At 43.6% G+C, this 12,286-nt stretch carries 11 protein-coding genes; 2 read left to right on the top strand and 9 right to left on the bottom strand.

Annotated features, from left to right (window positions below):
- Window positions 1–38: 38 nt before the first annotated feature.
- The 9 genes from ROSEINA2194_RS12705 to ROSEINA2194_RS19830 form a co-directional block, all read right to left on the bottom strand.
- Window positions 39–551 carry a DUF6465 family protein gene (locus tag ROSEINA2194_RS12705; protein ID WP_007887750.1) on the bottom strand — a complete coding sequence of 171 codons (513 nt, stop codon included), beginning with the start codon at window positions 549–551 and terminating at the stop codon, window positions 39–41.
- A 25-nt stretch (window positions 552–576) separates the two neighbouring features.
- On the bottom strand, window positions 577–831 hold the full coding sequence (locus ROSEINA2194_RS12710; protein WP_021922129.1) for an HPr family phosphocarrier protein: 255 nt from the start codon (window positions 829–831) through the stop codon (window positions 577–579).
- 190 nt (window positions 832–1,021) lie between these two features.
- Complete coding sequence (locus tag ROSEINA2194_RS12715) at window positions 1,022–3,547, bottom strand: hypothetical protein (RefSeq protein WP_007887755.1); 2,526 nt, start codon at window positions 3,545–3,547, stop codon at window positions 1,022–1,024.
- 184 nt (window positions 3,548–3,731) lie between these two features.
- Window positions 3,732–4,244: a hypothetical protein gene (locus ROSEINA2194_RS12720; protein WP_021922127.1), complete on the bottom strand. Its 513-nt coding sequence runs from the start codon at window positions 4,242–4,244 to the stop codon at window positions 3,732–3,734.
- Between the two features lie 71 nt (window positions 4,245–4,315).
- A complete protein-coding gene (locus ROSEINA2194_RS12725; RefSeq protein ID WP_007887759.1) occupies window positions 4,316–6,568 on the bottom strand; it encodes a glycoside hydrolase family 31 protein in 2,253 nt (750 codons plus the stop codon).
- Window positions 6,569–6,653: 85 nt separating this feature from the next.
- Window positions 6,654–6,890, bottom strand: coding sequence for a hypothetical protein (locus ROSEINA2194_RS12730; protein ID WP_007887760.1), 237 nt, complete (start codon window positions 6,888–6,890; stop codon window positions 6,654–6,656).
- A 28-nt stretch (window positions 6,891–6,918) separates the two neighbouring features.
- On the bottom strand, window positions 6,919–7,848 hold the full coding sequence (locus tag ROSEINA2194_RS12735; RefSeq protein ID WP_007887761.1) for a magnesium transporter CorA family protein: 930 nt from the start codon (window positions 7,846–7,848) through the stop codon (window positions 6,919–6,921).
- Between the two features lie 29 nt (window positions 7,849–7,877).
- Entirely contained in the window at window positions 7,878–8,300 is a 423-nt protein-coding gene (locus ROSEINA2194_RS12740; protein ID WP_007887762.1) for a WD40/YVTN/BNR-like repeat-containing protein, read from the bottom strand.
- Window positions 8,281–8,844 (bottom strand): hypothetical protein, encoded by a 564-nt coding sequence (locus ROSEINA2194_RS19830; RefSeq protein WP_172727123.1) that lies wholly within the window; start codon window positions 8,842–8,844, stop codon window positions 8,281–8,283. Before ROSEINA2194_RS19830 ends, ROSEINA2194_RS12740 begins: the two co-directional genes overlap by 20 nt.
- A 402-nt stretch (window positions 8,845–9,246) precedes the next feature.
- Between ROSEINA2194_RS19830 and pckA the strand changes: the two genes are divergently transcribed.
- On the top strand, window positions 9,247–10,851 hold the full coding sequence (gene pckA, locus ROSEINA2194_RS12745; RefSeq protein ID WP_007887769.1) for a phosphoenolpyruvate carboxykinase (ATP): 1,605 nt from the start codon (window positions 9,247–9,249) through the stop codon (window positions 10,849–10,851).
- 97 nt (window positions 10,852–10,948) lie between these two features.
- Window positions 10,949–12,238, top strand: a complete 1,290-nt coding sequence (locus ROSEINA2194_RS12750) for an MATE family efflux transporter (RefSeq protein ID WP_007887770.1) — start codon at window positions 10,949–10,951, stop codon at window positions 12,236–12,238.
- The last annotated feature ends 48 nt before the right edge of the window (window positions 12,239–12,286 follow it).

Consider the following 12,286-nt stretch of genomic DNA (forward strand, 5'->3'; position numbering starts at 1 on the left):
GTGTTTATAACCACTCTGTTATCTTCTGATCTTATGTATTAAAATAAGTCTACTCTTCCAGCATGTTTCTGGTTGATCACATAATATGCTGCATACTCTTCCGGTTTTAAGTATACTTGAATGCTCTTAATGGAAGATGCTCTGTGACCTTCTGCTTCGAACTGTTTCTTTGCTTTCTCGATCACGTCAGCAACAACTGCTTCCTGTCCCTGGAACTGGATAAATACTTCCGGTTTCAGTTCTTCTTTCTTAGGAGCAGCCTTCTTTGCAGCAGCCTTTTTCACTGCTGTTTTTGTTGCTGCTTCTACCTTTTCTGTTGCTTTCTTTGCAGTATCCTTTACTGTTTCCTTGGTCTCAGCGACTTTTTTCCCAACTTCTTTAGCAACCGCTGCTGCCTTTGCTTCTGCTGCTGCCTTTGTCTCAACTGCTGTCTCTTTCACAGATTCTTTTGCTGGTGCAGATTTTACTGCTGCTTCTTTTACAGTATCCTTAGATGCCTCTTTCGCTGTTGTTTTTACTACTGGTTTTGCTGCTGTTGTCTTCTTTTCCATAATTGGTTCCTCCTTCAGACAAAAACTACTCACAAACTAAAAACTTCTCCATTGCTACTAATGCTTCCTGCTCATCTTCACCGTTTGCCTCGATATTAACTGTCATTCCTTTTGATGGGTTGAATGCCATAATTCCCATGATACTCTTGGCGTTGATCCTGCGATTATCACTTTCTAAAATAATCTCGCTATCAAAACGACACGCAACCTGAACTAATTCAGCAATTGGGTTATTATGTTCTTCTGAAACATTGGATACAATAATCTCTTTTTTGCTCATGCCATTCACTTCCTCTTTCACAGTACTTCGATATCTGTTTTTCCCTCCACAGATACATCAACTTTTTCCATACTCTTCAAAATATATACCATTACCCTTAAATTTGCAAGGCATCCCACAGAAAACTGTTAAAGTTCAACGAAGGAACTGCGGAACCGCCTGAAATTTTATGCATTTTTATGTATTCTTTTTACTTTTGGTAAGTAAAGAATATATTTCCTGCATTAAAAAACATTTCATCTGCGTCTGCAGTCGTCCGCTTATAAGTCTGCCCCATCGCCGGGTCATAAAGCACAACATTATTTGCATCATATCCCACCACAAGAACGGCATCACTGCTTCCTGTCATTGCAAATACCGGATACCCGTTGCTCACATAGTATAGGATTTCATCTACCGTACAACCGGTAAGATCTAAAACAGCTGCATCCTTTAAGGTGTTAAGAAGAATCTGCTTCGGTGTCTCGCCCTGGGAGATCAGCGCACTGACGCTGATGTTGATTTCCTCTTTTTCCAAGATTGCATTCACACACTGGGCAATGCTTCCTGCTCCACTGTCCTCCTCGCCAACTACAATATCATTAAAGGCCGCCTGAGCCGTCTTTCTGGAACGTTTCCATACATACTGCTGATTTTCACCGATCACGACACCCATCTGGCTGTTTGCCGCAATAATCGCGTCAGAGACACTGTCTGTTGTCAGCACGACTTCTCCCTTTACATAAACATAATAACGGTTATTGTCCTTTTCTTCTTTCAGGGAGACTTCACGTTTCTGCTCTAAGATCGTCTCTTTCGGTGTCAGAATCTTCGGTGTCTTTTTCTTCGCCTCATCCTGCAGTGTGATCAGAACCTGTGTCTCTTTTTCATCCGTATTTTTTGTTGCAATATCTACCACTTTCAGGCTGTCACCCTCACGGTTCATGATCATGTCCTGATCTGCATCCACATAGGCAGTTCCATTGTTCTGAATACGGTTTAAGTATATGGTGTAACCACTGATGGTAATGTTCTGTACATAATATCCCGGTTTCTCATAAGTCTTTAAGATCTCATGTTCCTCTGAGGATGTATCCATGATTTTTACCTGATACATAGGAAACAGCGTATTACCTGCTGCATCTACCACGACATCGGCTGATTTTGCCACACCATACACAAAATCCTCCTGCATAAAGCCCAATGGTTTTACATAATCAGAAGCACTCCCGGTCACATCTGTCACTTTCTCCGTGACAAAGTCTATCATGTGGATCGTATCACTGCCACGGACCGCAGAAGGATCCACCCATGCCAGAAAACGGTTTGACTCAGAAATTGCGACCGCTTCGTCGGAAAGTCCTTCTACCAGCACTTTCGTATCCAGTGAATTCAGATCGATGCCATAGACATTTCCATCCACCATAATATAAAATGCGCCACTCTCGGTCACATACATCAGCTGTCCCAATTCCGATTTCATCACCTCATAGGACTGGCTGGATGGGATAAACACCTGCTCCTCATTCGTATTTGCAAGACTGTCATAATGGTAAACCGCAATGCCCACCGTACCCTCATGGATTCCGCGGTTCATGTAGCCATACACAATATAGTCAATGCTTCCCGCCTCATCAATATTTACGATCTTAATGTCATGCTCACCATAGTTTTCCCGGTCATCTACCCCTTCATATCCCCGGAAACTGAACACTTTTGCAAGTGTGTTTGCCTCCTGATTGTAACTCCAGAGTTCTCCCTCCTGCACAAAAGTGACCACTTTGCCGGATTCATTGGTCTGATACTCCACATCCTTCGAGCGGATTCCAAGCAGGATGCTGTTTCCTGAGATGCTGTCATTTTCCCCCCGGAAAATCTCTTCCATCGTCCGTTCAAAATTCAACAGATACATTCTTGTATTGGTATACCGCACTCTGTAGTATTCCTCAACGTTATAGTATTCGCTCTGCCCATTCTGTCCTACCCGTGTCACAACATAGTCCAGAACGATCACGTTGTAAGTGGGAGTGATCTCCTTGACAGATGGAACCGGTGTTGTCAGCCTTGTGCCATGAAACTCTGCCCAGCTCACCTGATTCAGTGAATTGTTTAATGTCACATACTGCAAAGTCGTGTTATCGCCGGTCGTTTTTTCCATATAAGTGCTGAGAGATGTCGCTTTCTCACTGTCAAAAGTCGTATCATTGAACTGTCTGACAAAATCAATGCACTCCGACACATAACTGTTCTGGGATTCTATGATTCGCGTGTAGTAGTAGATCATGCGGTCTCCGCTTTCCAGCTGGATCACGAGCAGATATTCCTCATTTTCCTCCAGCAGATTCTGGATTGGAAGTTCCATAGAGATCATTCCCTTATTCTCCGTGTAGGAAGTGACATCTGCATTTGCGATCAGCCTTTTTGCATCCAGGCTCCGGATCTCATAGGAGATCTTATCCACTGCGGTCTGATAAGTCTTCACCGTCACCGGAAGAAGTCTGTCTTCCCCAATCGGTGTGATCGTATCGCGCATATAGGCTGCATCCATTTTCTCTGTGTAACCATATAATTCATTGATCGCCGTTTTCCCATCATATAAGGTAAGAACCGGCAATGTTGCCTCCGACATCTCTGTCGTCAGGTCTTCATTCGTCTGATTTGTCATAAAACTGAATATAATCACTGCCAGAACAAAAACGACTGGCAGAACAATTGCTTTTATTGTACCTTTCTGCACTGTAAGCCTCCAAAATCATCCATACGACTGTTTTCCCTCTTCTGTGTGCCTCAAACTGCACACAAAAATAGCTACCGCCAGAACGGCGATAGCTATATTGTATGCAGTTTTTGCCTTTTCCGCAATATTTTCTTTGGCTTCTTTTTAAATTCTTAAGAAAATTGCTGGTGAAGAATAACGAAAATCACCACCATCTTCTGCAGCGGCGGTGGCGGCATCTTCTGCGGTACATCTCGTTGTTTAACATAACACCGATCAGGCTGCGCCACGGATCATCCGGCCGTGGCGGTGGTGGCGGCATCATTCCGGGTCTGCCCGGTGGTGGCGGCATGCTTCCCGGTCTGCCCGGTGGTGGCGGCGGTGGATTGTTTCCTCCCCAGAATTCCTCTGCCATCACGGTATCTGTTCCATTTTTCACGGTCTGATAAATGCGTTCTGTCACCTGCTCTAACATAAGCCGGTCCGGATATTCGTCGAACATGAGACTTCCCTCATACTCCATTTTATCGCACTCATCTTCGATCACGTCCATAATACGGGAAACATCCCTTGGATACAGCTCTTTCATCCGGTCCATATCCTTTTCATATTCCATCTCTGTGAGATACAGATTCTGCATCGGATAGCTCATATAAAAAGGCACTTTCGGAGTGTCAGACTGCTGCATACGTAAAAACTGTTCCTCTCGATAGTCCACGCGATACTCCTTATTTCCATCACATCACTATAAGATATGCATCCATTTTTTCCCGGGTTCCTGCTTCTGTCTTATTTGCCCACAAATATGTATTCGATCTTTTTGTAAGGTTTGTCATAACCTTCTTTTCCCATCTTCATGGTCACTTCCCCATTTTCCTGCTGTGTGAATGTGTACTCATTATAGGCGCCATCCTGATAAGCAAAATCACTTCCGTTATCCTGATAATGCACATAGGTGCCCTCGCCCGGAAATACAAGCATATTTAACGTATCATATGGTTTTTCCCCTACATACTGCATCACTTCATAAGCCGGGATCATACTTCCTGCTTTGGCAAACATCGGACAGGTATCAAGCGGTGCATCCACAAGATAATACTGTTTTCCCTCATAACGTTTTCCGGTATTGAAATCATACCAGATCCCTTCCGGCAGATAGACCATCTTTTTCGTCTGTCCCTGCTCTAATACCGGTGCCACAACAAGATGTTCTCCAACTAAAAATTCATCATTTAAGTTCCATGTATTTTCATCCTTTTCATAATGAAGCACCAATGGACGCATGATCGGAAGTCCTGTTTTCTCACACTCCGCAAACAGATCGTACAGGTATGGAAGCAGGCGGTAACGCAGTTCCACAAATTTGCGGTAAATATCGACCGTCTTCTCCCCGAACTGCCACGGCTCCTGATAAATGCTTCCGTTGGACGAATGATTCCGGAACAATGGAGAAAATGCTCCGACCTGTACCCAGCGGCATAAAAGTTCTGCCGTACAGTCCGCACCAAATCCACCGACATCCGTTCCTGCAAATGCCAATCCACTCAATCCAAGATTGCACAACTGTGGCACTGCCATCTGAAGATGTGACCATAAACTCTGGTTGTCCCCGGTCCAGACTGTTGTATACTTCTGGCTTCCTGCATAGCATGCGCGGGTGATCACAAATGGTCTTTTTCCGGTCTGTTCCTTAAGTCCCTCATAGGTTGCCTTGGACATCAGATGTCCGTATACATTGTGCATGGCTGCGTGGGTAGATTTCTGATCTTCATCAGTAAACACGACATCTGATGGCAGTTCTCCGTGAAAACTTGCCGGTTCATTCATGTCATTCCAGACTCCGGCAACGCCTATATCGGTCAGGAACTTCTGATTTTCCGCCCACCATTTACGCACCTTTGGCTGTCCGAAATCCGGGTATACAGAATCTCCCGGCCATACAGCATTCACATAGACTTCCCCTTCCGGTGTCTTTGCAAAATAATCTCCGGCAATTCCCTCATCGTATTTCTCATAACCAGGATCTAATTTCACACCCGGATCGATAATGCAGACTGCCTTGAATCCCTCATCTGCCAGCTCCTGAATGGTTCCTGCCGGATCGCCGTAATCTTTCTCATTCCATGTAAAGACACGGTAGCCATCCATATAGTCAATATCAAAATGCATCGTATCACATGGGATATCAAGTTCTCTGTATTTCCCTGCTACTTTTTTAATGCAGTCTGCGGAATCATATCCCCAACGGGACTGATGATAACCGAGTGTCCACAGCTGTGGAAGCGGAGTCCTTCCGGTCAGATAGGTATAACCGCCCACAATGTCCGGCATCGTATCCCCTGCGATAAAATAGTAATCAAGGTTTCCGGCGTCCGCACCATAGTAAAAATATGCCTGATTTTCTTTTCCAAGGTTTACATAAGATCTGTATGTATTGTCAAAGAAAATACCGTAAACACTTTCTTTTTTCAGGGTGATCAGAAACGGAATGGACTTGTACAGTGCGCGGTAAGAATCTGTGTGTGCCTGTGGGATATCGGAGTTCCAGTTTTCGTACTCATAATCCCGCTTATTCAAAAATCCGGTCTTGTCCCCAAGTCCGTAAAACTTCTCATCCCCGTCCATTTTTTTGACAGTCTGCACCGGATAGCTGCCGCTTGCACCTGCGGACACATCATGTCCCTCTGCCTTTAACACTTCGAGAGATTTTTCACTTAACAGCGGTCTTAAAATACGCCCGCTGCGGTAATCTTCACAAATGCTCTTTCCATCCCGGTAAAAGTCCACATAAAATCCGTCATAAACTCTCGCTTCCAACTGTTTTGTTGCAACTGAAACATAACTGCCGCAGTCTTTTACCTCAAAATCTGTCCGGACCGCCTTCTCCCCTTCGATTGCCTTGGAGCGGTGTCCTTTTGTCTCATAAGGAACAAAGACATTCATAATACTCTCAGTAATGACCTCTAAAAATGCCTCTTCTTTTTCAAAGAAAAAATGGATTTTATTTTCTTCCACCTGATAATCCAAACGTTTACCCAACATATGTGCATCCTTTCTTACGTATAATTTTTCGTATTTTTTCGTAAGAATATTTTAGCATGTGCAGACGTTTTTTTTCCATAGATATTTACTGATTTTTTGCCATGTCCTGAAGTTCACGCATCAGATCCAGATCCGACTGCTGAATCTTCATATTGGTTGTCATCGGCTCCTCACCCGGTCTGGTGAGTGTGATCTCGATCACAGTGCCCTCCTCCATCTCTCTGGAGAATACCGCACTTAAAAATGCCACAAACTTCGGATGGTTTGCAGTAAATTTATTTTTTGCATTCATAATCTTCATAATATTTGCCGGGTTCATCATAATCTTTTGTCCTTCTCTTTCCAGATGCCTAAAGCATCTTCTTTTTCTTAAAATAAATAATTTCCAAAATGATCACTAAGATACTCACTATTATAACTGCCGGATACGCATATTTCCACCCAAACTCCGGCATATTTGGAAAATTCATTCCATACCAGCCGGCGATCAGCGTGAGCGGCAGAAAAATCGTTGTCACAACCGTCAAAATGCTCATCACCTGATTCTGCTGCACCGCAATGAGTGACTGGTAAAGTTCCCTGATCTGCACGAGATATTCCCGCAGCATTTCCACATGGTCATGCAGCCGCTCCGCCCGGTTGGAAAATAACTGCCACTGTGCTTTTTCCTCCTCCGACAGACCGCCGTTCACAGAGGTCTGCATGACATCTCCCATATTCATCAGCTGTTCATAATAGGCATGAAAAATATTGAACCGTTTCCGGTATTTCATGATCATCTCATAAAAATAGTCCGGTATTTTCTTTAACAGTTCCTCCTCCAGACCAGCCAGATGTTCCTCCTGTTTCTGCAGATACAGTACTTCATCCTGCAGCAGTTCCTCGAATAATGCCAGAAGGATCTGCCGGAAGCTATAACCCTCGTAGGTGCCTTCCGCCATCTTGTTCAGATACTCCATCAGAAAATGGCTTTCCTCTACAAGATATAATTCCTGCTCTGACAGGTAAAATCCAAAATTATGGATACACACCTGCCCTTTATTTCCCTTTGGCACACGCATTGTTCCCTGCACACACTCCCGGTATTTTTCAATCTTGCAGTACTGGATCGGTGTCATGCTGTGGATAAAATTATTTTTCCGCACAAGTTTCCGCGGATGGCTCAAAAACTCATCCAGACTCATGAGATAAATGCTTTTTCCTGCGTTTTCACTATTTTGTACTGCTTTCTTTTCCAATGTGATTTTTCCAGTTTCCTCATGATAGCTGTATTGTTCCATATGATTTTAACCTCGTAATTTTTTTTATATCATTCCTTACAACCTGCATACTCCCAGGTAACTCCGTTATCCTCAGACTGAAAAATAATCCCCTGCTGTTCCATCGCATCGGTCTGCAGATAAATCTCCATTTTTCCATCCACGATCTGCGGCATGGTGTGATAATCATAATCTTCGATCGTAAATCCCAGTTCTGCTGACTCGGATGGAAGTTCGGTCACCGTATCCAATGGAAGTTCCAGCCGTTCAAATGTCTCTCCGCCGTCCTTTGTCACGTAGAGCATGGAGAAATCTTCACTTGCATACGTCAGTCCTGCAAATCCGAAATCATTCGTAAAAAAGAGCAGACCTTCGGCAACGCCCATATTCTGGTCAAACGGATCACCATTGACCTCTGTCCAGGTCGTACCGCCGTCCTTCGTCTTTTCAAAGTTATAAAAGACGGCTTCCACAGGCAGCGTCTACCACATTCAGCCGGTAACCGGTAATATCATTGATGAAATAATACATATCGCCGTCTTCTGCATTAAATTCCCACGTATCCGAATTGCGGATATTCCCGCTGGTCTTTGTTTCCGTTTCTGTCTCTGTTCCGTTGAAAATTTCCGGCTCGTTTTCTTCCTTATTAGTATCACTATTATCTTTGGAAGAACTCTCGTCATTTATTCTCCGCCACTCATAAATTTTCCAGGAGAGTGCCCCATTGTATGGGATTGCCGTGCGGATCACCGCAGCGCCACAGATGATCGTTGCCGCTCCTGCCGCCACAAGTTCTGCGATCCACAGATACTGTTTTTTCCCTGCCTGCTGTTCTTTTGCCTTTTTTCTGGTGATAAGCCAGAAGAGAAAACCAACTGCCATGACCGCTGCTCCCACAGCCATTTTCTGTCCGTGGTAGCGTACTCCTCCAAACTGGCATAAAAAATATCCTTCGTATAAAACGTAAAAATAACCTGCTAATATCAGCACCGGACTGATTTTGTGTATGACTTTCATTTTCCTTTTCCCTCTTTTTTCAAAATGGATGTTACGGCTTTTCAGACCAGACTGTTTCGTCTTTCTGCTGCTTGCATTATATTGTTTTTGTGTGCATTTTTCAATCGTGAAAAGCGGGTTTGGATCGTTTTTTTCCACTCAGATCTGTCTGTATCTCTGTCAAGCGCAGATGATGACAAATTTTCCTCCATAAATTGCTAAATTTTTAACAATTTTTTTATTGATTTTATAACCGAGATATGTATAATTATGGTAGAGAAAGTTGGCAATTTGCTTATGTTTCCTGCATTTCACAATGTGGAACAGAGCGATCAAAAGTCCGGCTTCCAAAAAGATATGTATAGTCTGTTTTTACAGATTGATACCATATTACACACAGCGAAAGGAAAGAGGTAATTAAAAATGGCAAAAATTGATTTAAGCAAGTATGGCATTACCGGAACAACAGAAGTTGTTTACAATCCTTCTTATGAATTATTATTCGAAGAAGAAACAAAACCGGAACTTGAAGGTTACGAAAAGGGTCAGGTCAGCGAACTTGGCGCAGTAAACGTAATGACAGGTATCTATACAGGACGTTCTCCAAAAGACAAATACATCGTTATGGATGAGAACTCAAAAGACACTGTATGGTGGACTTCTGACGAATACAAAAACGACAACCACCCAGCTACAGAAGAAGCCTGGAAATCTGTAAAAGATTTAGCGATCAAAGAACTTTCCAACAAGAGACTTTTTGTTGTAGATGCATTCTGCGGTGCTAACAAAGATACACGTATGGCAATCCGTTTCATCGTTGAGGTTGCTTGGCAGGCTCACTTTGTAACAAATATGTTCATCAAACCTACAGCAGAAGAATTAGAGAACTTCGAGCCAGATTTCGTTGTTTACAATGCTTCTAAGGCAAAAGTTGAGAACTACAAAGAGTTAGGATTAAACTCTGAGACAGCAGTTATGTTCAACATCACAAGCCGTGAGCAGGTTATCGTTAACACATGGTACGGCGGAGAGATGAAGAAAGGTATGTTCTCTATGATGAACTACTTCTTACCATTAAAAGGTATGGCTTCTATGCACTGCTCAGCTAACACAGACTTAAATGGTGAGAACACAGCTATCTTCTTCGGACTTTCCGGAACAGGTAAAACTACACTTTCCACAGATCCAAAACGTCTCCTGATCGGTGATGACGAGCACGGCTGGGATGACAACGGTGTATTCAACTTCGAGGGTGGATGCTACGCAAAAGTTATCAACCTTGATAAAGATTCCGAACCAGATATCTACAATGCAATCAGACGTGACGCACTCTTAGAGAACGTTACATTAGATGAGAATGGTAAGATTGATTTCGCTGATAAGAGCGTAACAGAGAACACACGTGTGTCTTACCCGATCAACCATATTCAGAATATTGTACGTCCAATCTCTTCTGCACCAGCTGCTAAGAATGTAATCTTCTTATCTGCAGATGCATTCGGCGTACTTCCTCCAGTATCTGTTCTTACACCAGAACAGACACAGTACTACTTCTTATCTGGATTCACAGCAAAACTTGCTGGTACAGAGCGTGGTATTACAGAGCCAACACCTACATTCTCTGCATGCTTCGGACAGGCTTTCTTAGAGCTTCATCCAACAAAATATGCAGAAGAACTTGTTAAGAAAATGGAAAAGAGCGGAGCAAAAGCTTACCTCGTAAATACAGGATGGAACGGAACTGGAAAACGTATCTCCATCAAAGATACACGTGGTATCATCGATGCTATCTTAAACGGAGACATCAAGACAGCTCCTACAAAGACAATCCCATACTTCAACTTTGAAGTTCCTACAGAGCTTCCAGGCGTTGATCCAGCGATCCTTGATCCTCGTGACACTTACGCTGATGCTTCTGAATGGGAAGTAAAAGCAAAAGACTTAGCTGCAAGATTCGTTAAAAACTTCGCAAAATACGAAGGAAACGAAGCTGGTAAAGCATTAGTTGCTGCTGGTCCTCAGGCTTAATGATCTGTTAATATCCATTAATTTGTTTTTTAGCTTAAAAGAAACCGGATGTCACATTGCATCCGGTTTCTTTATTACACATATTTGGAGTTCTATCATGTTAAAGAAGTTCATTAAATACGTCTCTCAAAATATGCTTGGTATGGTAGGTATGTCTGTTTATATTCTTGCAGACACCTACTTTATTTCTGTAGCAGTGGGTGCCGACGGTATCACTGCCCTAAATCTGGTTCTGCCAATTTATAATATTATTTTTGCGATCGGTGCGATGATGGGCGTTGGCTCTGCGATCCGTTTTGTTGTGGAACGCAATAAAAAAAGCCCGGATGCGGATGGATATTTTTTCCATGCGCTTGTGTGGGCTTTTATCATCAGTCTGTTTTTTATTTTTGTCGGTCTGTTTCTTCCGGATAAATTGATCGCACTGTTAGGCGGCGATGCCCAAATCGTTGCCACCGGGAAAAATTATACAAGAATTTTTATGTGCTTTGCTCCCTTTTTTATGTGGAACTACATTTGTAATGCTTTTGTGCGAAATGATGGAAATCCTTCCATTGCGATGTCCGCAACTTTATTCAGCAGTCTGTTCAACATCGTGTTTGACTATATCCTGATGTTTCCACTGGGGCTTTCCATGGAGGGTGCTGCACTTGCAACTGCCCTCTCCCCGGTCATAGGCATTGCGATCTGCTCTATCCATTTTCAATCAAAAAAGAGCACGATCCGCCTGAAACCGGTCCTGCCTTCCTTCCGCAGACTGCTCTACTGCTGTCAGGTCGGCGTTTCCTCTTTCGTCGGTGAGATTTCTTCCGGAGTTATCACGGTCGTCTTTAATATGCTGATTCTCGGTCTTGCGGGAAACACCGGAGTTGCCGCCTACGGCGTCGTCGCCAACACCTCACTGGTCGCAGTCGCCCTCTTTAACGGCATTGCGCAAGGCTCGCAGCCGCTCATCAGTGAATCTTACAGCAAGGGAAATCACAAGAATGTAACCACCTATCTGAAAATGGCAGTCACGACCACCATCGGCGTTGCTGTCCTTCTGGTGGTCTGCATTTACCTTTACGCCCCTGCGATCACCGCTGTATTTAACGGAGAGGGAAATCAGGTGCTTGCCTCCTACGCAGAAAACGGTTTAAGGTTATATTTCATTGGATTTCTCTTTGCCGGAATGAACATTGTCGGAACTGCCATTTTAAGCTCGATAGAATCCGCAAAATATGCATTTTTTGCGTCCATCTCACGCGGATTTGTTGCAATCATCATTTTTGCATTCGTGCTGTCTGCACTGCTTGGATTAAATGGTGTATGGCTTGCTTTCCCTGCTGCGGAGTTTGTGACGATGTTAATTACGTTGTATGGGCTGGTGAAGGCGATACGAAAATAATATCTCTGCTACAAAAAAATACCGGGCTGCTTCTATTTGAAGCAGCCC

The organism is Roseburia inulinivorans DSM 16841 (assembly GCF_000174195.1).
Taxonomy (GTDB): Bacteria; Bacillota; Clostridia; order Lachnospirales; family Lachnospiraceae; genus Roseburia; species Roseburia inulinivorans.

Coding starts and splice junctions, on each gene's coding strand:
- ROSEINA2194_RS12705 (WP_007887750.1), bottom strand. CDS start 551: ATGGAAAAGAAGACAACAGCAGCAAAACCAGTAGTAAAAACAACAGCG.
- ROSEINA2194_RS12710 (WP_021922129.1), bottom strand. CDS start 831: ATGAGCAAAAAAGAGATTATTGTATCCAATGTTTCAGAAGAACATAAT.
- ROSEINA2194_RS12725 (WP_007887759.1), bottom strand. CDS start 6,568: ATGTTGGGTAAACGTTTGGATTATCAGGTGGAAGAAAATAAAATCCAT.
- ROSEINA2194_RS12730 (WP_007887760.1), bottom strand. CDS start 6,890: ATGATGAACCCGGCAAATATTATGAAGATTATGAATGCAAAAAATAAA.
- ROSEINA2194_RS12735 (WP_007887761.1), bottom strand. CDS start 7,848: ATGGAACAATACAGCTATCATGAGGAAACTGGAAAAATCACATTGGAA.
- ROSEINA2194_RS19830 (WP_172727123.1), bottom strand. CDS start 8,844: ATGAAAGTCATACACAAAATCAGTCCGGTGCTGATATTAGCAGGTTAT.
- pckA (WP_007887769.1), top strand. CDS start 9,247: ATGGCAAAAATTGATTTAAGCAAGTATGGCATTACCGGAACAACAGAA.
- ROSEINA2194_RS12750 (WP_007887770.1), top strand. CDS start 10,949: ATGTTAAAGAAGTTCATTAAATACGTCTCTCAAAATATGCTTGGTATG.